The 19,751-nt window shown below is 59.6% G+C and carries 14 protein-coding genes; 5 read left to right on the top strand and 9 right to left on the bottom strand.

Going from position 1 to position 19,751, the window contains the following annotated elements; genetic code table 11:
- Nucleotides 1–103 precede the first annotated feature (103 nt).
- Both V6582_RS07850 and mscL read right to left on the bottom strand, forming a co-directional pair.
- A complete protein-coding gene (locus tag V6582_RS07850; protein WP_070163605.1) occupies nucleotides 104–1,291 on the bottom strand; it encodes a pyridoxal phosphate-dependent aminotransferase in 1,188 nt (395 codons plus the stop codon).
- Nucleotides 1,292–1,513: 222 nt separating this feature from the next.
- The gene (gene mscL / locus V6582_RS07855; RefSeq protein WP_337739265.1) at nucleotides 1,514–1,990 is read right to left on the bottom strand and encodes a large conductance mechanosensitive channel protein MscL; all 477 of its coding nucleotides are present in this window, start codon (nucleotides 1,988–1,990) and stop codon (nucleotides 1,514–1,516) included.
- A 249-nt stretch (nucleotides 1,991–2,239) separates the two neighbouring features.
- Here mscL and V6582_RS07860 point away from each other — a divergent pair, with 249 nt between their 5' ends.
- The 4 genes from V6582_RS07860 (at nucleotide 2,240) to V6582_RS07875 (ending at nucleotide 8,841) form a co-directional block, all read left to right on the top strand.
- On the top strand, nucleotides 2,240–5,749 hold the full coding sequence (locus V6582_RS07860; RefSeq protein WP_156631973.1) for a PAS domain-containing hybrid sensor histidine kinase/response regulator: 3,510 nt from the start codon (nucleotides 2,240–2,242) through the stop codon (nucleotides 5,747–5,749).
- A gap of 262 nt (nucleotides 5,750–6,011) precedes the next feature.
- Nucleotides 6,012–6,449, top strand: a complete 438-nt coding sequence (locus V6582_RS07865; RefSeq protein WP_156531401.1) for an FKBP-type peptidyl-prolyl cis-trans isomerase — start codon at nucleotides 6,012–6,014, stop codon at nucleotides 6,447–6,449.
- Nucleotides 6,450–6,656: 207 nt separating this feature from the next.
- Nucleotides 6,657–7,427, top strand: coding sequence for a metallophosphoesterase family protein (locus tag V6582_RS07870; protein ID WP_156631974.1), 771 nt, complete (start codon nucleotides 6,657–6,659; stop codon nucleotides 7,425–7,427).
- Between the two features lies 1 nt (nucleotide 7,428).
- Nucleotides 7,429–8,841, top strand: coding sequence for a protein kinase domain-containing protein (locus V6582_RS07875; protein ID WP_156631975.1), 1,413 nt, complete (start codon nucleotides 7,429–7,431; stop codon nucleotides 8,839–8,841).
- A 17-nt stretch (nucleotides 8,842–8,858) separates the two neighbouring features.
- Here the strand turns inward: V6582_RS07875 and pdeM are convergent, their stop codons facing one another.
- From pdeM to V6582_RS07895, 4 genes are all read right to left on the bottom strand, one after another.
- Complete coding sequence (gene pdeM / locus V6582_RS07880; RefSeq protein ID WP_156631976.1) at nucleotides 8,859–9,587, bottom strand: ligase-associated DNA damage response endonuclease PdeM; 729 nt, start codon at nucleotides 9,585–9,587, stop codon at nucleotides 8,859–8,861.
- A gap of 31 nt (nucleotides 9,588–9,618) precedes the next feature.
- On the bottom strand, nucleotides 9,619–12,126 hold the full coding sequence (locus V6582_RS07885; protein WP_420360186.1) for a ligase-associated DNA damage response DEXH box helicase: 2,508 nt from the start codon (nucleotides 12,124–12,126) through the stop codon (nucleotides 9,619–9,621).
- 71 nt (nucleotides 12,127–12,197) lie between these two features.
- Nucleotides 12,198–12,980, bottom strand: a complete 783-nt coding sequence (locus V6582_RS07890; protein WP_156631977.1) for a transporter substrate-binding domain-containing protein — start codon at nucleotides 12,978–12,980, stop codon at nucleotides 12,198–12,200.
- Nucleotides 12,981–13,109: 129 nt separating this feature from the next.
- Nucleotides 13,110–13,757 (bottom strand): YitT family protein, encoded by a 648-nt coding sequence (locus V6582_RS07895; protein ID WP_156631978.1) that lies wholly within the window; start codon nucleotides 13,755–13,757, stop codon nucleotides 13,110–13,112.
- 389 nt (nucleotides 13,758–14,146) lie between these two features.
- On the opposite strand from V6582_RS07895, the gene V6582_RS07900 reads away from it, so the two are divergent.
- Nucleotides 14,147–16,096: a diguanylate cyclase gene (locus V6582_RS07900; protein WP_197434384.1), complete on the top strand. Its 1,950-nt coding sequence runs from the start codon at nucleotides 14,147–14,149 to the stop codon at nucleotides 16,094–16,096.
- 108 nt (nucleotides 16,097–16,204) lie between these two features.
- On the opposite strand, the gene V6582_RS07905 is transcribed toward V6582_RS07900, so the two are convergent.
- From V6582_RS07905 to V6582_RS07915, 3 genes are all read right to left on the bottom strand, one after another.
- Nucleotides 16,205–17,590 carry a histidine-type phosphatase gene (locus tag V6582_RS07905; protein WP_197434385.1) on the bottom strand — a complete coding sequence of 462 codons (1,386 nt, stop codon included), beginning with the start codon at nucleotides 17,588–17,590 and terminating at the stop codon, nucleotides 16,205–16,207.
- Nucleotides 17,591–17,710: 120 nt separating this feature from the next.
- Complete coding sequence (locus tag V6582_RS07910; protein ID WP_156631981.1) at nucleotides 17,711–19,036, bottom strand: ABC transporter permease; 1,326 nt, start codon at nucleotides 19,034–19,036, stop codon at nucleotides 17,711–17,713.
- On the bottom strand, nucleotides 19,033–19,746 hold the full coding sequence (locus tag V6582_RS07915; RefSeq protein ID WP_156631982.1) for an ABC transporter ATP-binding protein: 714 nt from the start codon (nucleotides 19,744–19,746) through the stop codon (nucleotides 19,033–19,035). Before V6582_RS07915 ends, V6582_RS07910 begins: the two co-directional genes overlap by 4 nt.
- Nucleotides 19,747–19,751 lie beyond the last annotated feature (5 nt).

The following is a 19,751-nucleotide window of genomic DNA, read 5'->3' on the forward strand; positions in this document are numbered from 1 at the left end:
AACCCGTTAAAATCGCCAGGCCTGACCGCAACGCGGCCCGAACTTTTATAGAAAGGGCTAAAATGGCCTTAATGCAACCCCTCAGTGTTGAATGAATAATCCGTCACAGCCGGGCAATGTAATCGCTCAATCGTGCAGCGGCGTCTTCGATCTGGCGTGGGTCGCGCAGGAAGCAGGCGCGCAGAAACGAGCTGCCCCCTGCCCCGAACGCCGATCCGGGCGCCAGCGCCACGCCGGTTTTATCAACGATATCCATGGCCGCCGCCCGGCTGTCGGTCACGCCATCGATTTCCATGAAGGCGTAAAGCGCCCCATCCGGCTTGACGGAACGAACCCGGTTGGTGGCGATCAGCGCATCCAGCAGGATATCGCGCGAGGTGCGCGCCCGCTGGATGTTTTCGGCGACAAATTGATCGCCGTGGTCCAAGGCTGCCACCGCGCCGCGCTGCATGAACTGCGCCACGCCAGAGGTGGAATATTGAATGAGGTTTTCCAGCACCTGACCGATTTCCGGTGGCGCCACCAGCCAGCCGACCCGCCAGCCGGTCATCGACCAGTTCTTGGAAAAAGAATTGCCAAACATCACCCGGTCGCCCTCTTCCATCACATCCAGGAAGGACGGAGCACGGGAGGGACCGGCGAAATAGTAAAGCGAATAGATTTCATCCGCCAGAATCCACAGGCCATGCTTGCGGGCAAGCGCAAGAATGGCGCGCAGATCATCGAGGCTGGCCGTCCAGCCGGTCGGGTTGGACGGCGTATTGATGAACAGCGCCTTGGTTTTGGGTGTAATCGCCTTTTCGATCTGCCCGAGATCCAACTGCCAGGCACCATGCTCATAGCCGATCTCTACACCAACCGCCTTCGCCCCACTGATTTCGATGGCGGCGACGATATTGGGCCAGCAGGGGGAAAGGTAGATCATCTCGTCGCCCGGCCCGGTCATTGCCTGTACGGCAAGCTGGATGGCCTGCATGCCGGAACCGGTCACATAGAAATGCTCGCTCGGCAGACTGACGGCAAAATGCCGCCGGTAGTAATCGGACAGCGCCTGACGCAGTTCGGGAATACCGCGTTGCCAGGTATAGAATGTCTCGCCGCCCAGAAGCGCATCGCTTGCGGCCCGATTGATGAAATCCGGGCTCGGCAGATCGCCTTCCCCCGCCCAGAGCGGCAGGAGATTATCGCGCCCACGCGCATAATTGATAATCTCGACAATACCGCTTTCGGGCGCGGACGTGGCGCGCTGGCTAAGGCTGGAAATCAGGGATGGACCGGCAGGCAAAGACATGGACAAACTCCTTGAGTAACAACGTTCATAACCGAAGCTCCGGAGAAAATCCTATGAGAAAGAGTGGCTGATCGATCGATTCTGGTGATGGCCTCGGCCAGAGGAAATCCTTGCACCAAGGGCCGAGGCCATCTCTACCTGATTGTAAAGACAACAGGATTTATCAGTCTCAACGCTTTTCGGTCAGCCTCATTTTCTGTCAGCGCAGCAGGCAGCCAAACATCAAGGCGTGCCTGGCTCAATACGTGCTGAAGACGCCTCAGCCCCGTTGCTTTGCTGTGCCTTCAGCAAATCACGGATCTCTGTCAGCAGCAGTACGTCTGCCGGCGGCGGCGGTGTAGGCTTGCCCTGTTTTTCATCATGTTCCAGCTGTTTGCGCAGAACATTGACACCCTTGACCATCAGGAAAATGATCCAGGCCAGAATGACGAAATTGATGGCGACGGTCAGGAAATTGCCATAGGCAAACACCGCGCCCTGCTTGCGTGCTTCAGCCAGCGACTGCGCCGTGACCTTGTCACTGAGCGGCAGGAAATAATTGGAAAAATCGAACCCGCCGAACACCACGCCAACCACCGGCATGACGATATCGTTGACCAGCGAGGTGACGATCAAACCGAAGGCGCCACCAATGATGACACCTACGGCGAGATCCATGACATTGCCTCTGGCAATGAACGACTTGAATTCTTTGAACACGCCTGTCCCCTTCATGACTTGTCTACCTCCATTCATCTGGATGACTTCATAGATGCCTCATAAAGACTTGCCTTAGAAGCCCAAATTGCCGGTTTCAGCACGAATGCCAAAACTTCAGCATTGTTTCTAACGCGCAAATTCCGTTTCGGTTTCGACTTATTGCCAACAAGCCCCCCGATTTTAAAAGGCGGCGGCATGGCTTAAAGTGACAAAGCTTTATAAGAGGCACGTGAATGGGAGGGGCAAGCGATGCTTCCGGCATGGCTGATCATCACGGCATCGATTGCCTATCTGCTGCTGCTGTTTGCGGTGGCAAGCTATGGCGACAGGCGAAGCCGCCGCAATGGTGTGCCTGTGGGCGGGCGTCCGCTTGTCTACGGGCTGTCGCTGGCGGTCTATTGCACCTCCTGGACCTATTTCGGCGGCGTCGGCCTGGCTGCGGACCGCGGCCTCGAATTCATGGGTATCTATATCGGCCCGATCCTGATGCTGACGCTCGGCCTGCCGCTGATCCGCCGGATGATCGAAATCGCCAAGGTCGAAAAGCTGACCTCCGGCGCTGATTTCGTCGCCGCCCGCTATGGCAAGAACCCTATCGTCGGCATGCTGGTCACGGTGATTTCGCTGGCGGGCTCCATTCCCTATATCGCGCTTCAACTGAAGGCCGTCTCCAATTCGGTCGGCGTCATGGTCGATCCGGCCAGCTACGGCATCGGCACCGGCAATCTCTATTTTGTCGATCTGGCGCTGATCGTTGCCCTGACGCTTGCCTGCTTTTCGGCGATTTTCGGCACGCGCCATACGGACGCCACCGAACATCAGGACGGGCTGATCCTGGCGATCTCGATGGAATCGGTGGTCAAGCTGCTGGCCTTTTGCACGCTGGGCATCACGGTGGTGTTCTTCCTGTTCGATGGACCGGCGGATCTCTGGCGCGCGGCAACCGAAAGCCCGAGGGTGATGGAAGCGCTGGCCTATCAGACACCGCTCAGTCGCTGGCTGCTGCTGATTGCGCTCTCTGCCTTCGCCATCCTGATGCTGCCGCGCCAGTTCCATGTCAGCGTGGTCGAAAACCGCACGGATCGGGAACTGCGCCGGGCTGGATGGATGCTGCCGCTTTATCTGATCGCCATCAATCTCTTCGTGCTGCCAGCCGCCATTGGCGGGCTTCTGGCCTTCAATGGCACCGGCAATGCCGATCTCTATGTTCTCTCCCTGCCGCTGACCCATGATCTGCCATTCGTCACGCTGGTCACCTTTATCGGCGGCTTTTCCGCCGCCACCGCCATGGTGATCGTCGAAACGGTGGCGCTGGCCATCATGATTTCCAACGACATCGTCCTGCCGGTTCTGCTGCGGCGCGGGTTCCGGCATGGGCCTGAGGCCTCGCAAAGCCTGGCCAAGACCGTGCTTCTCATTCGCCGCCTGGCGATTTTTGGCGTGTTGCTGCTCGGCTATGCCTATTTCCGGCTGGCCAGCGACGACCGGGGCCTTTCCTCCATCGGCCTGCTGGCCTTTTCCGCCATTGCCCAAATCGCACCTTGCCTGCTGGGCGGCCTCATCTGGCGCAGAGCCAATGCCAGAGGCGCGATCCTTGGCCTGTCGCTTGGCTTTCTCACCTGGATCTACACGCTGCTTTTGCCGAGCTTCGGGCTTGATGCCCATAAGGATCTGGCGCCGGATATCCTGTCCTTCCTGTTTCCGGGTGTCGATGCCTTCAGCCGCGCCGGGGCCGATCCGCTGCTGACGGCGACCGTACTGTCCCTGCTGATCAACCTGTTGGCCTTCGTGCTTGGCAGTCTCAGCCGCAATCCCCGCCCGGTCGAGCGCATCCAGTCGGGCATATTCGTGCGCCGGCACCAACGTTCGCAATTTGCCACCAAGGGCTGGAAAACCCGGGTGAGCATCGGCGACCTGAAAACGGCGATTGCCCGATATCTCGGTCAGGAGCGGATGGAACGCTCACTGAAAAGCTATGAGCGCGGTGCCGGACGCCGGTTGGAAGACGATAGCCCTGCCGACATGGCCTTCATCCATTTCACCGAGCAATTGCTGGGTAGCGCCATCGGCTCGGCCTCGGCCCGACTGGTCCTGTCGCTGGTGCTGCAAAAAGCCGAGGATACCTCCGCCGACACCGCCTGGCTGCTCGATCAGGCAAGCGAGGCCCTGCATTATAACCAGGACATGTTGCAAACCGCGCTCTCGCAGATGGACCAGGGCATAGCGGTTTTCGACAGCAGCAGCCGATTGACGATCTGGAACCGGCGGTTTCGAAGCCTGCTCGATCTGCCCGACGAAATGGGACAGGTCGGCGTGCCGCTCAGCACGATAGTCCACCGGCTGACCGAACGCGGCGCCATTGCGGCCAAGGAGGAGGCGGGCGTTCTTGCCAATTTCCACCATCTCGATGAACCCTTCCAGCTGGTGTTGAGCGAGGGCGCCCAGATCATCGAAGTGCGCTGCAACGCCCTGCCCGACAAGGGGTTGGTGGCAACCTTCACCGACATCACCCCGCAAGTGGCGGCGGACCGGGCCTTAAAACAGGCCAATGAAACGCTGGAACAGCGGGTGGGCGAGCGCACGGCGGAACTGATGCGGGTCAATACCGCACTTGCCGAAGCCCGCGCCAGCGCCGATGAGGCCAATATCGGCAAGACCCGGTTCTTTGCCGCCGCCGGTCACGACATTCTCCAGCCGCTCAATGCCGCAAGGCTCTATTCCTCGGCACTGGTGGAGCGGCTGGGCCAATCGGAAAATGCCGGGCTGGTGCGCAATATCGATTCGGCACTGGAATCGGTCGAACAGATCCTTGGCGCGGTGCTGGATCTGTCGCGGCTGGATACAGGCGCAATGAAGCCGCGCTTTGCCACCGTCCCCCTGCAAGGCCTGCTGGAGCGGATCAGAACCGATTTCGAGCCGATGGCCCTGGAGAAAAACCTGAAACTGGTGGTACTGCCGACCGCGCTCAGCGTGCGCTCCGATGCCAATCTTCTGCGCCGGCTGGTGCAGAATCTGGTCTCCAACGCCATTAAATATACGCCCTCGGGAAAGGTCCTGGTCGGTGCGCGCCGCCGTGGCGGCCAGGTGATCATTCAGGTAACGGATTCGGGCATCGGCATTCCGACATCGAAATTCCGCACAGTGTTCAAGGAATTTGCCCGGCTGGACGAAGGCATCAAAACCGCCAGCGGGCTTGGGCTCGGCCTGTCGATTGTCGATCGTATCGCCAGGGTCCTCAAAGCGACGGTGGCGCTGGAATCCCGACCGGGTCGAGGCACGAGTTTTCGTGTCACGATGCCGATTGAAAAGAGCGCCAAGGCGCCGTTGCCCGCTGAGGATTTGGCGACCGCGACCGCACTGCGGAGCAGTCTTAACGGCCTGCGCATCCTGTGCATCGACAATGAACCGGATATTCTGGAAGGCATGCGGCTGCTGATCAGCGGTTGGGGCTGTATGGTGATAACCGCAGGCTCGGTCACTGATCTCGACACGACCTTCAGCGACAATCCTGTGGCACCGGACGTCATCATTGCCGATTATCATCTGGGAGACGGCAGCGGCATCGGCGCGATCCTGCGCCTGCGCGCGCTCTACGGTCAGCCGGTACCCGGCCTGCTGATTACCGCCGACCGCACTGCCGACGTGCGGGCGGAGGCGGAACGGCAGGGCATTGCCGTGCAGCATAAGCCCGTACGGCCAGCCGCTTTGCGGGCCTATATTACCCAGGTCTCCAGCCCCCGTCGTAGCGCTGCGGAATAGAAAATCCAGGTTTTATGCCGGTTTTTACCTCGCTGCCGTTGATCTGCCGCGTTTCAGGCCTACCTTTGTTAAGGCTTGCACCTTTGGGTGTGAACACTCCGATAGTCGTCATGCAACTCACGAATTTTCCGTGTGTCGGCTGAATCGCTTCCGCCACGGCCATCCGGGACATCCCGGAAATGGCCTGGCGAAAAGGAAGCTTCAAGGAGGCCATGCTGTGCCCATTGCACCCATGCCTCCCTTGAGACGAAAGGACATTACCATGACGCAAGCGAAAAACGGCGATACCGTCCGCATCCATTATGTCGGTCTGCTGCCGGATGGCACGCAATTCGACACCTCCCGCGACCGCGATCCGCTCCAGTTTGAAATCGGCTCAGGCCAGATCATTTCAGGGCTGGAACGGCAGGTGGATGGCATGGAAGTCGGGCGCAGCCAGCGGGTGACGGTGCCTGCCGAGGAAGCCTATGGCGCGCACGATCCGCAGAAAATTCAGCAGGTGGCGCGTGATCTTATTCCCGCCAATGTCAATGTGGCACCCGGCACAAGGCTTCAAGCCCAGAGCGGCAATGGCACGCCGCTGATCGTGACCGTGACCGATGTGGCAGGCGATGTGGTGACGATCGATGCCAACCACCCGCTCGCTGGGCAGGATCTGATTTTCGAGGTCGAACTGATCGATATCGTTCGCGCTGCCTAACAGGCTATCCAAGAATCGCCGCTGGCCGTCTGCAAATGGCAATTCTTAAACAGACTTTAATCGACCTGCGGGCAGGTTTACCAAATCATCCCCTCCGCGCCTCGTGCCGGAGGGGATTTTTAATGCCCCCTCACCTTCAGTCCAATAGCGCGGCCTCGGTAAACAGCCTATGGTTGGCCGTGCTGATGCAATGCCGGGGGAGGGTCAATGCGTATTGCTCTTTTGTCCGACATCCACGGCAATGCCCAGGCCCTTGATGCGGTCTTGCAGGCGACGGCGCAGGCCGGTGCCGAACGCATCGTCATTCTTGGCGATATCGTCGGCTATGGCGGCGATCCTGGCCGCTGCGTCGACAAGGTCCTCGCTTTGCAGCAGCAAGGTGCCTTGGTGGTGCGGGGCAATCACGACCAGGCGGTGAGCGATCCCACCATTTCCCTCAATGATACGGCCCGCGCCGCCATTCACTGGACGCGGCAAGTCCTTAGCGAAGAACAGCGGACCTTTCTCGCCAACCTGCCGATGATGCTGCGGGATGAAGACCGGCTCTATGTTCATGCCGAAGCCACCTCGCCCACGGCCTTTCACTATGTGACCGATACGGACGCGGCAGCGCAACATTTTGCCGCCTGTACGGCGCGGCTGAGTTTTTGCGGCCATGTCCATCGCCCGACGCTTTATGCGCTGGCTTCCTACAATCAAGCATCCCATGGCACCCCTCCTCAAAACAAGATCACCACTTTCGTTCCCCATTCGCAAACGGACATTCCGCTTCTGGCGCAGCGGCGCTGGCTCGGCGTGATCGGCTCGGTGGGCCAACCGCGCGACGGCGATCCGGCGGCGGCCTTCGGCCTGCTCGACACCACAAAGAGCACGCTGACCTTCCTGCGGGTCAACTATGACATCGACGGCGCAGCAGCGGCCATCCGTGCTGCGGGCCTGACGGAAACGCTTGCCACACGGCTTTACAGGGGACGATGACATGGCCCGCAACCGCCTTGAACCCGGCAGCGTGATCGATGGTTTTACCGTGGTGGAGCAGGCGCATAAGGGCGGCATGGCGCGGCTTTATGCCGTGACCCACCCGGATTATTTTTTCCCGCTGCTGATGAAAGTGCCGGAAATGGGCGGCGGTATCGACCCGGCGATGATTGTCGGCTTTGAGATGGAGCAGATGATCCTGCCGCGCATATCCGGCCCGCATGTGCCGCGCTTTGTTGCCAATGGCGATTTCACCCATCTGCCTTACATGGTGTTTGAAAGGCTGCCGGGCAAATCGCTTTATCCATTGCTGGGCAGCCTGCCGCTCAGCGCAGACGAGGTGGCAAGGATGGGTGAGCGGATCGCCACGGCGCTTGCCGACCTGCATCGCCAGCATGTGGTGCATCTCGACATCAAGCCCTCGAATATCCTGTTTCGTGACAGCGGCGAAGCGGTACTGGTAGATTTCGGCCTGGCGCGCCATCTGGACCTGCCGGATCTGGTAAACGAGGAATTTCGCCTGCCCTATGGCACTGCACCCTATATGGCGCCTGAACAGATCCTGGGCATTCGCTCGGATTTTCGCTCCGACCTGTTTGCACTGGGCGTGCTGATGTATTTCTTTGCCACTGGAAAACGCCCCTTTGGCGATCCGCAGCGGCTGAAGGGATTGAAGCGTCGGCTGTGGCGCGATCCGGTGCCGCCACGAGCGCTGAACCCTTCAATATCTCCCGCCTTCCAGGAAGTTATCCTGCGCTGCCTGGAGGTGAACCCGGCAAGGAGGACGCCGACCGCAGCCCAACTGGCGCTGGACCTGAAGGACCTGCCGGCGGTTCCCCTGACGGCGCGGGCTGACAAGCTGAAGCAGGACGGGCTGGCGGAGGTTTTGAAACGCCGCTTCAACCCCGACCCGATCGAATTGCTGAAACCGCAAACCGCAACGGCGGCCCTGGCCAATGCACCGATCATCGTCGTCGCCCTCGACCTCGGCGAAACATCGACGGAGCTGACGGAAGCCATGCGGTTGACGGTGTCACGCATCATGGCGCGTTCACCCGGCGCACGGCTTGCCTGCCTGAATATTTTGAAAATCGCCCGGCTCAACCTCGACAACGACCTGGACGACGAGGGCAATAACAAGCATGTCGCCCGCCTTGGCAAGCTGCGGCAATGGGCAGCGCCGTTGAAGGACCAGCCGCAAATTACCTGCCACGTGCTGGAAAGCACCTCACCCGCCAATGCCATCCTGGATTATGCCCGCGACAACAGTGTCGACCATATCGTCATGGGTGCCCGTGCCAATTCACCAAAGCGCGCCCTGCTCGGCAGCGTATCGGCGGAAGTCGCCTCGAAAGCGCCGTGTACGGTCACGGTGGTGCGCGTGCGGGAGACTGCGCATAATGGTAAGCAATAACTTACATTTATAGGTTTTCAGGCGAACAGGCCGCTGAAGCGCACCGAGTAGATCCGTTCGCGGCCAAGAAGATGCGCGACCAGCGTCTCCCTTGCGAAAAGCCCTGTGAACGCCTTGTGCTTCAAATCCAACCCGCCCGTCGTCACACCGAAAGCCGGCATGATCAGCCGGTCGCCATCGGCAGCAAAACAGGCGCGACGCACGGATTTCTCCCGCCGGCGCACAGTGGCTGATGGGTGAAGATGGCCAGCAATCTCGCCTCTGGCGCTTTCACCGATTTGCGGTTCATGGCGAAACACCAATCCGCCATAGGAAATTTCATCGGCCACCATGCCCGCCAGGTTTTCGACCCCATCAGGATCATGGTTGCCGGTGATCCAGATCCACTCGCGGCCTCGTGTCATCTGCTCAATTGTCTGCCGGAACGGCTCTGGCATCAGCACTGAGCCCAACCGGTCATGAAACGTGTCACCCAGACTGACAACGATGGCCGGATCGAAACGGGTAATCACCGCTTGCAGTTTTTTCAATGTCGCAACGGTATCATAGGGCGGCAGAAGCTGGCCACGCCGCGCAAAGGCCGCCCCCTTTTCCAGATGCAGGTCGGAGACGACGAGCAATCGCAATGCCGGCAGATACAGCGTGCCGGACAGGTCACAGATGGCCTCAACACCGCAGATCTCGATCTCGGCGGCAAGGTCCGTCTTCTCCGGGCGCATTATAGAAGCCGTCGTCAATCCAATCATATCTGGCCCGTCATATCCTGACCATTCCATCTTATCCCATCGCTTCAGCGATGAGATCTTCCGCCGCTTCCGCCAGCACATCTTCCTGGGCTTCGCCGACCACCGTTTCCCGACCGATCTCCAGCATGACCGGCACGGCCAGCGGCGAGACATGGTCCAGCGTCTTATGGAGAATATGGCCGTTGATTCGCTTTAGCATATCGCCAAGCCGGGCAATGTCCAAAAGACCGTTTGCCGCATCGGCGCGGGTTGCCTGCAACAGGATATGATCAGGCTCATGGGCGCGCAGCACATCATAGATCAGGTCCGCGGAAACCGTCACCTGCCTGCCGGATTTTTCCTTGCCGGGATGGCGCTTTTCAATCAACCCGGCAATCACCGCGCAGGTGCGGAAGGTACGCTTCAGCATGTAGGAGGAGTCCAGCCAGGCCTCCAGATCGTCGCCCAGCATGTCTTCCTCGAACAAGTCAGCCAGCGAAAGCTTGCCCGTGGACACCATCCATCCGAGATCCTCCAGCCCCCAGATCGCCAAGGCGTAATCCGTCGCCACGAAGCCAAGCGGCTTGGCCCGCCACCGCTCCAGCCGCCGCGTCAGCAACATGCCCAGCGTCTGATGGGCCAGCCTCCCCTCAAACGGATAGAGCACCATGTAGAAGCGCTTGCCGCGTGGAAAAGTCTCAACCAGCAGGTCGCCCCGCTTCGGCAGTACGGATTTAACTTTCTGGATTTCCAGCCAGTCACGCACCTGATCCGGCAGGCTGGCGCGGCGGGCGGGATCGTCCAGCATGGCCCGCACCTGATCGGCAAGATAGGTCGAGAGCGGAAATTTCCCGCCCGCATAGGCGGGAATTTTCGGGTCCTGCGAAAAAGCATTGGAAACCAGGCATTCGCTTTCGCGCAGGCCTTCAAATCGCAAGACCTTGCCGGAAAACAGGAATGTATCGCCTTGCGCCAGTTGCTCGACGAAATACTCCTCCACCTTGCCAAGGGTCATGCCGCCTCGCCCGATGGAGCCGAGGTGATTACGCTTGACGAGCCGGACATTCAGCATCGGCTCCTCAACAATCGTGCCGAGATTGAGCCTGTATTGCTGCGCCACCGCCGGATTGGAAATCCGCCAGCGTCCTTCTGCCGTCTTGCGGATGCGGGCATAGCGGTCATAGGTCTTCAGCGCATAGCCACCGGTGGCGACGAAATCGACAATCCGCCCAAACGTTTCACGCGACAAAGAAGCGTAAGTCATGGCTGACGTTACTTCAGTATAAAGATCGTCCGCATCGAAAGGTGCGGCACAGGCCATGCCCAACACATGCTGGGCCAGCACATCCAGCGGGCCTTCGCCCACCGATTGGGTGTCCTGCGCACCGAGATAGTTGGCATCCAGCGCCGCCTGGCATTCCATCACCTCGAAGCGGTTGGCAGCAACCAGAATGGCGCGGCTCGGCTCATCCATACGGTGATTGGCCCGGCCAATCCGCTGGGCCAATCGGCTGGCGCCCTTGGGCGCGCCGACATGGATGACGAGATCGACCTCGCCCCAGTCGATGCCGAGATCCAGCGTCGAGGTGGCGACCACGGCACGCAGCCGGTTGGCGGCCATCGCCTCTTCCACCTTGCGGCGCTGGCCGACATCCAGCGAGCCATGATGCAGGGCAATCGGCAGGCTGTCATCATTGACAGTCCACAATTCCTGAAACAGCATTTCCGCCTGGGAACGAGTGTTGACGAAGATGATCGTCATCGCAAACTGTTTCAGCACCGCATAGATATCGGCAATGGCGTAGCGGGCCGAATGGCCGGACCAGGGAATACGCTCCTGCGTCTTCAAAATGGTAATGTTCGGCCTCGCCCCGCCAGCCACCGTCACCAGCCCGGCCAGGGCCGCTTCCCCCGGCCTTTGGGCCACGAGCCAGCGCTGCAGCTCCGGCGGATCGGCAACGGTGGCAGACAGCCCGATGGTTTGAAGTCCCGGCGCCAGGATGCGCAGCCGGGCCAGCCCCAGCGCCAGAAGATGGCCGCGCTTGGAGGTGACGAGCGAATGCAACTCGTCGAAAATCACATAGCGCAGATCCCGGAAGAACCGGGGCGCTTCGCCATTGGCGATCAGCAAAGCCAGTTGTTCCGGCGTGGTCAGCAAAATATCCGGCGGATTGAGCTTCTGGCGCTGCCGTTTGGCCTGCGGCGTATCCCCGGTGCGGGTCTCGATGCTGACAGGCAGGCCCATTTCCTCGACCGGCTTGACCAGATTGCGCTCAATATCGACCGCCAGGGCCTTTAGCGGCGAGATATAGAGCGTGTGAATGCCGGTAAAGGCTTCTCCCGGCCGCTTTCGCCCGCGCCGGGTCAAATCGACCAGCGAGGGCAGAAACCCGGCAAGGGTCTTGCCCGCCCCGGTCGGGGCAATCAGCAGTGTGCTTTCCCCCTGCCCGGCCCGCGCCAGCAGGTCCAACTGATGCGCACGCGGCTGCCAACCCTTCTGTGCAAACCAATGCTCGAAGGATTGAGGCAGAAGAGAAAGCGTGGATTCCGGCTCAGACACAGAGATAAAATAGGTGAAACCGGATTAAATAGAAGCGGTCCCCGACTATTTTAAGCGTATAAACCCAGGCTTTATTGCATCGCGGCGTCCAGCTTGGCCTTCCAGTCGCCGTTTTCCAGCGCCTTTGCCATGAAGCTGTCCACCGCAGCCTTGAAGCCTAAGTCCTTGCGCAGCAGATAGGCATTTTCAAAATGGGTGAAGGGTTCCTTGACGGCAGCCGGGCAAAGCACACCGGGATGCAGCTTGGATTGCAGGTCCACTTCCACGCCGTCGGTCACCATCACATCCGCCTTGTTGGCGGCAATCTGATCAAAAATCACCTTATTGTCGGGAAACACCTCGATAGGTGCCTTGGTGAAATGTTCATGGGCAAATTTGTCGTTGGTGCCGCCGGGATTGACGATAACGCGCACCGAGGGCTGATCGATCGCCTCCAGCGTCACCAACCGGTCCTTGTCCTCGCAGCGGACGATCGGCCGTTTGCCGTCCTTGACATTCGAAAGCGAGAAATCACCGACTTCGGCGCGGGCCGGATTAACGGTAATGCCGCCCAGAACCATGTCGAATTTTCCGGCCTTGAAATCCTCCAGCATGGTTTTCCAGGTGGTCATCACAAATTCCGGCTTGACGCCGAGATCGGTGGCCAGCGCCTTGCCCATGGAAATATCGGCCCCGACCAGTTCGCCATCGCCACCCTTGTAGCTGAAGGGTTTATAGTCCCCTGTCGTACCGATGCGGATCACGCCCGCCTGCTTGATCGCCGCCAGCGTGCCATCCTCGGCCTGGGCAAGAGAGGTGGTCAAAAGCAGGGCCGTGGTCAATACAGCAAGGGTGGCAGAGCGAAAAAATGGCATTATCTGTCTCTTTCTTGAGCATTATTCAGTGCGGGCTTGAGCATCATTCAATGCAGGTGCCAAATCCAGCCCGTTGGCATCTAGGCAGCAATTTTCATTCCAAATGACAGAGCAGTATGACGCTCCAGTCTACATGGCGATATAGCGGTCCTTGCGGTGGTTGATGGCCAACGTCAGGTTGACGACCACTGCCCCGATGATCGAGCAGGCAATGATGCCGGGCGTCGCCACGAAGAACGAGCCAATCAGCACCATTCCATCGAAGCAAAGCTGCACAAGCCCGGCCCGCCAGCCATAGCGATCCTGAAGATACAGCGCCAAGATACCAAAGCCCCCAAGGCTTGCCTGATGGCGAAACAGCACCAGCATGCCGGTTCCCACCAGAAGCCCGCCAAAGACGGCGGCCACCAGCGGGTCCAGCAGGGAAAATCCGATGAATTTCGGCAGGATGGCGCTCAGTACCGAGGTCAGCAACACCGAGATGAAGGTTTTAGCCGTGAAGGCCAGACCCATCCGCCGGAACGCGAAATAGTAAAAGGGCAGGTTGATGGCAAAGAAGATCGGCCCAAACCCCACAGCCGAAACATAATGCAGCAGAAAGGCGACACCCGCCGTGCCGCCGGAGAGCAATTTGGCGTTGGACAGCAAGACCACGCCCAGCGCCGCCAGCATGCTGCCCGCCAGCAAGCCCTGCACATCGTCCAGCATGGAATGCTGTTCAGGACTTGAGGCCATGGGCTTGCGGGACTTGCCTGCCTGTTTGTCTGCTGCCGCCATGAAACTGTCCTGCCTTTGCCACCACCTGGGGATGTTCATCCGTAGACCTGCGGGCCAGTGTCCTCAAGCGCCGAGGCGCGACATCGCCAAGGTTATCCCCGGTCGCCAGAGACCGCGTCCCGGATAGACGCACCAATATAAATACCTTCGAAATTACAAATTAACGATCATCTTTTATTCTGCTCCCTATGAAACAGGCTCGGCGAGATTTCTTGCTTTTCCTGCAATGCATTGAAAACCAAGTCTCGAAGATGCTGACGCATCCTTCGACTTAAAGACATTGAAAATATCTCAAATGCGTCAGTGGCTTGAGATATATTCAAAAGGAATACGAACTGCCATTTTCAATGACACTTCGTATAAAGGCTGTGGAGGAGACGCCGGAACAGATGAACACGACCATGACGATCATTCTGGTCAATAGTGCCCTTGTCACGCTGTTTTCCATCGTTTCGAGCAGGCTGGCCGGTTGGCTGGAACAGCAAAACCCGGCCTATAGGCCAATCGGGCTTGGCATTGCCGGCGGCGTCACGGCCATCATCGCCATGCAATTTCCGATAACGATCGTACCGGGTCTTTTCATGGACCTTCGCAACAGTGCCATTGCGGTCTGCGGACTGATGGGCGGCCCGGTTTGTGCGATTTTTGCAGCGGGCATTGCCATAACCTGGCGTGTTCTGGAAGGCGGGATCGGCGCCGGGGCCGGAGCCCTGTCTATTTTACTGGCTGCAGGCGCGGGTATTTGGGCAGGCTGGCGCGATGAACAGGCAATCTTGAGCCTAAGGCGCATCGCGGCCATGGGCCTTGGTCTCACCATCCTGCCACAGATAACACTCTTGGTCCTTCCACCTGAAACATGGCCAGCGGTGTTTTCCATCCTGCCACTGATTTTGCCCATGCAATGTCTGGCTGCTCTGCTTGCAGCGGCTGTGATCAGAAGCGAGACATTGCAACGCGCTCGGTTGCAGGAAGCAAAACTTTACCGGACCGTCATCGAGAGCATGCCGGAAACCCTGACGGCCAAGGATCGAGAAGGCCGCTTCATCCTCACCAACCTCACCACGGCCAAGACACTTGGCCTGGATGACCCCGCGCAGATGATTGGCAAGACCGATGCGGATTTTCATTCGCCCGAGCTTGCCGCCCGCTACCGCGCTGACGAACAGGCTGTCTTTGTCGAGGGCAAGCCTGTCCATATCGAGCAGAGCTATGAAACACCTGCTGGTGCAAAGGGCTGGTATTCGACCCTGAAATATCCGATCCGCGACCAGAAGACCGGAGACATTATCGCCCTTGCAACCCATAGCCGCGACATCAGCAAGCAGAAGGAACTGGAACAGCAATTGGCCGAGAGCCGCCAGCAATTGGCCGATGCCCTGGCCAATATGGCCGATGGGCTTGTGATGTTCGACCGGCAGGGAAAGCTGGTCTATTGCAATGAACGTTATCGCTCCATGTTCTCCAAAACCGCCGATATCAGGGTGCCTGGCGCTGATCTGCACGACATCATCGTCGCTTCGCGCGCACGCGGCGAAGAGACGACACCTCGCGACGGCGACCTCATCTTGCCAGAACAAAGCTTGGACAGTCTGCCTGTTTTACCGCTGGTTCCGGGCAAACGCGAAATCACCCTCTGGGACGGACGAAGCCTCGAAGCTCAGACAAGAAGTGTCGGCGGAGGCGGTTCGCTGATCGTCTTTACGGATATTACCAGGGCAAAACAGGCGGAGGGCTTGCTGCGCCACACCAATCGCGCCCTGGAAAAAGCGGCTTTTACCGATGGCCTTACCGGACTTTACAATCGGCGTGCCTTTGATGTGCAACTCCGGCAAGAATTTGCACGGTCCCAGCGCACCGGGTCTGGCGTCAGCCTTTTGATGATCGATATCGACCATTTCAAACTGTTTAACGACCGCTATGGACATCAGGCGGGGGACCAATGCCTGCGCCAGATCGCCACGACTTTGCGTTCGGTCGCCAAACGCAGCACCGATATCGCTGCCCGTTATGGCGGCGAGGAAATGGCGCTCATTCTCTCCGACACCGATCTTGCCGGAGGCTCCACTGTGGCAGAATACTATTGCCAGGCAGTCCGCGACCTGCATATTCCCCATGGCGATAGCGAAAAGGGTATCGTCACCGTCAGCATCGGCGTGGCAGCCGTTCCGTCCGACCATATCCACTCCAGCGATGATCTGGTGGCAAGCGCCGACGCAGCGCTTTATCAGGCAAAACACAGTGGCCGCGACCAGTATTTCACCGCCAGCCATGCTCCCGCCCTGGACATGGTCCCGCAAAACCGCAAACCGGCTTCGGTGATCGGCAATGCCTTAAAATAATCGACAATGCATCTCCGCGCCCCGGTGAAAAGCCGAGGCGCCATTCTGCATAGTGTCCCGCATGAACGTCTTGGCGGATGTCAGGTTCAGTTTGAAACTGACTGGCTCTCAATGCCCACTGGCCAGATAGATTTGCGGCGCTACCGCCGTCATGTCCAGTTTGGGGCGGGTAATGGCGAGGAAGCGATCGAGTGGGCAGGCACCGTCAACCTGCTGTTGCTCGCAATTCGGCAGTGGGATGGTGGCCTGGAGTGGCGGATTTTTGTCATTCAGAACCGATGCCTTGCGGATCTGATCCAGCGACGGCGCGATGAACTGCATGCGCACAAACACCTTGCCCGTGGCATCGTGCAGGCGCTCGAACGCCATGGTACCGGTGGGGGGAGTTTCATCATCAAGATAAGGCGGAATATGCCAGTGTAGGCCGAGCATGGCGCCGATTTCCGCCTGCTGCGTGTCAGAACCGGTAAACAGCAGATATTTCGCATTAGGCGGGCCATCGCTGGGTGCGCCATTTTTTGCCAGACCGGTTGCCGGATCAGCGGCTACCGCCAGCAAAAGCTGATTGAGAAGATTGGAGCCATCGCGGGCGGCAAGATAAGGAACACGATTGCCGAGATCATATTTAATCTGGCGCAGCTGCGACAGGCGGATAATGTCCGCTTCTGTCGGCGTCTTGCCAAATCCCACCTGATCGGCAGGAAAACCATTGGCATATTGCAGCAGGAAAACCTGCACGACGGTGCCTGCATCCTTCAACGGACCGACCACTTCGACGCTGGCAGGCTTTTCCCCCTTTGCCTGCTTGACCTTGATCGACCAGGGGCGCTGCGACAACGTGCAGGCAGCCGATGCATCGGCCTTTTCGCAAAGCGAAACAGCGCAGCAGTCGAGAATGCCGTCGAGTTCCGTCATCAGGCTGGCAGCACGCGCCCGAGGCTTTTCAAGATCGCCACCCGCCGCCTCCAAAATAGCGGACTTGGCCTTGTCGGGATCGACAGCACCAAGCCTGGTATCGGAAGGGGCATAGAGCACATCGACGCCATCCGTGGCCTCTGTGTTGTTGAAGCCGACCGTCAGGCCGCAGCCGGGAAACAGGGTGGACAGCATCACATTGCCGGTATCGATGGTGCGCTTCACCGAACCATTCGCCCAACCGAACACCGTACCGGTCGCGGGGCAGCCATCCTGCGGCAGAAGCCCCCGGCCCCGGAGCATGTCGCCCTCCCACCGAGCCAATTGCGCGGTAGCTTCCGCACCGTGCGGCGTCAACTGGCCGTCGGCGGTATCCCATTGCAGCCAGGGCTTGGATGACAGGGGAGCAATTTCCTTGGCGCTGGTTTGCGGGCGCACGCCATGGCGCATCAGCACCACATACTTATCCAGCACCATGCCGCTTTCGGCAAAGGCCAGTGGGGTAAAACCAGGCGGGGCAAAGCCCGCGATCGCCATGCCAAGCGCGGAGAAAACCAATGTTCGAACCGATATGCCCATTGCCATGCTCCCGAAGCACCAGTCTTGAACCCAAAATGGAACAAGGACTGTGGCGGCTCACTTACCTTTGGCGCATGACCGTTATATGACAGCACATAAACCAGGCCAGGCTGTGCTTCGTCAGGAGCGCAGCGCAGCGACAGGCGATTGGCGATAGGCAAGCCAGGCTGGCAGCGCCGAAAGCAGCGCCGCAAAGATCAGCATGGCGCAGATCTGCCAACCATCCTGGCTTGCGAATTCGACCGGCAGGTTAAAGCCATTGCTGGTCTTGACGGTTTGCGAAATGATCCTTGCCGCCGCATATCCCATAGCCACGCCAAACCCGATGCCGCCCAGGAACAGGCTGAAAAGCTCGCACCAGACGATCAGGAAGACCGAAGACCTGGGAGCGCCAAAGGCTCTGAGAGCACCAATCTGCTTGCGGCGCTGGCCGATATGAACGACCGTCACCAGCAATAGCGCACCCGCCACCAGCGCCTGCGCGCCGATTGCCACGAAGGACAGCACCAGTTTCGCGTCGCCCAACGTCGCGTAAAGCCTGGTCAGAACCTCGCCGGGAAAAACCCCGAGTGTCCTGTCGTTGCGATAGTCCTGCCGCAGCTTATAGGCGGCGGCAATGGTCTTTGGCTTGACCAGGATGGCCGGTACGCCGGGGTCTGCGGCTGAGAACTGCTCGGAGAGAGCCGCATCGGGGTCGATATGGCCATGATGATCGTGCTCGTCATGGTCTTCGCCGTGCGCGGCTTCACCCTTGTCCGCCGCCTCTTGCTGGGCGTGCTGTTCTGTGGCGTGCTGTTCTGCGGCGTGACCCGCCTCATCCGCATCGTGATCCTCATGCTCTTCACCGAGACCGTGAATATGCCAGACGGCCTGGACCGGAACGAGGATAGCGCGATCCCAGGCCGTGCCGGTGGCTTTCAGCCTGCCGACGACATGATAGGCCAGTTCGCCATGGGTATGGCCGCCTTCGGCAGCCGTGCCATGCATCGGCTTGACCGTATCGCCGGTCTTCAGCCTCACATCGGCCCCCACCACCGCCTCGCCTTCGTGCGCAAACATCTGCCCCTCGGCAAAACCCGGCGTGGTCGCAGCAATCAGCCGTGTGGTCGTACCGACAATCGGATAACCGGAAAAACTATCGCCAAACGCCACAGGTGCTGCCCATTCCACGCGGGGATCGGCCTGCAATGTCGCCAGAACCGCACCCGGCACCAGCGGCAAGGGCGAAGGCTGCAAAAACACCGAGGACAGGACCAGCTGGGTTTCCGACCCAGCTGCGCCGATCACCAGATCGAATTTATCGGCAGCCCGGGCGCTGCCCAGCCGCAAGGCCCGTTCCTGCAAGGTCACCGTCACGCCAAGCGCGGTCGACAGCGCCACCAACAGGCAGACAACCAGCGCACCGGCCCAGAGACGGCGCAGATCGGCAAGGATGAAACGGATCATGCGTCACCTCCCAGAGATCCGACAATGCCACCGGCAATGTCACCTGTGTCATCTACGATTTCACCGTTTTTCAACTCGATCCTGCGTGGCAGGCGCTCCACCAGACGGGCATCGTGGGAAACGACGATCAAGGTGCTGCCCTCGCTTTTCGCCAGATCCAGCAGGAGATCGGCCACCGCAGCCCCCGCTTCGGCATCGAGGCTTGCGGTCGGTTCGTCGGCGATGATCACGCCGGGTTTTCGCAACAGCGCCCGGGCCACAGCCACCCGCTGCATTTCGCCACGCGACATGGTCTCGATGGCCTGATCAGGTCGCCCAAGGCCGAAACGCTGCATCAAACCGTGGGCACGCTCCAGGCAGGCAGGCGTCGTCACCCGTGCCAGCCGGGCTGGCAGCAGGATATTATCGATGGCCGACAGGCCGGAAAACAAATGAAACTCCTGCATGACAAGACCGATATGCGCCGCGCGGAACCGGTCGCGCGCGCCTTCCGACAGGCCCGACAGATCGGTGCCGTTCCAGCGGGCGCGGCCATGGCGCAGGCGCTCCAACCCGGTCATCACATTGACGAGCGTGCTTTTGCCCGAACCGGAACCGCCGGTGATCGCCAGTTGAGCCCCGGCGGCAACCTCAAGCCGGCCAATGTTTAAGACCGGCTTTGGCAGGCCCGCGTAGCGCACCGCCACATCTTCGAGAACAAGCGACATCATGGGCG

Origin of the sequence: Agrobacterium vitis (genome assembly GCF_037039395.1) — a bacterium.
Lineage (GTDB): Bacteria > Pseudomonadota > Alphaproteobacteria > Rhizobiales > Rhizobiaceae > Allorhizobium > Allorhizobium vitis_E.

What these genes read in the sequence shown, in the direction of transcription:
- V6582_RS07850 (WP_070163605.1), bottom strand. Translation starts at nt 1,291, where the DNA reads ATGTCTTTGCCTGCCGGTCCATCCCTGATTTCCAGCCTTAGCCAGCGC.
- V6582_RS07860 (WP_156631973.1), top strand. Translation starts at nt 2,240, where the DNA reads ATGCTTCCGGCATGGCTGATCATCACGGCATCGATTGCCTATCTGCTG.
- V6582_RS07865 (WP_156531401.1), top strand. Translation starts at nt 6,012, where the DNA reads ATGACGCAAGCGAAAAACGGCGATACCGTCCGCATCCATTATGTCGGT.
- V6582_RS07870 (WP_156631974.1), top strand. Translation starts at nt 6,657, where the DNA reads ATGCGTATTGCTCTTTTGTCCGACATCCACGGCAATGCCCAGGCCCTT.
- V6582_RS07875 (WP_156631975.1), top strand. Translation starts at nt 7,429, where the DNA reads ATGGCCCGCAACCGCCTTGAACCCGGCAGCGTGATCGATGGTTTTACC.
- pdeM (WP_156631976.1), bottom strand. Translation starts at nt 9,587, where the DNA reads ATGATTGGATTGACGACGGCTTCTATAATGCGCCCGGAGAAGACGGAC.
- V6582_RS07890 (WP_156631977.1), bottom strand. Translation starts at nt 12,980, where the DNA reads ATGCCATTTTTTCGCTCTGCCACCCTTGCTGTATTGACCACGGCCCTG.
- V6582_RS07895 (WP_156631978.1), bottom strand. Translation starts at nt 13,757, where the DNA reads ATGGCGGCAGCAGACAAACAGGCAGGCAAGTCCCGCAAGCCCATGGCC.
- V6582_RS07900 (WP_197434384.1), top strand. Translation starts at nt 14,147, where the DNA reads ATGAACACGACCATGACGATCATTCTGGTCAATAGTGCCCTTGTCACG.
- V6582_RS07905 (WP_197434385.1), bottom strand. Translation starts at nt 17,590, where the DNA reads ATGGGCATATCGGTTCGAACATTGGTTTTCTCCGCGCTTGGCATGGCG.
- V6582_RS07910 (WP_156631981.1), bottom strand. Translation starts at nt 19,036, where the DNA reads ATGATCCGTTTCATCCTTGCCGATCTGCGCCGTCTCTGGGCCGGTGCG.
- V6582_RS07915 (WP_156631982.1), bottom strand. Translation starts at nt 19,746, where the DNA reads ATGATGTCGCTTGTTCTCGAAGATGTGGCGGTGCGCTACGCGGGCCTG.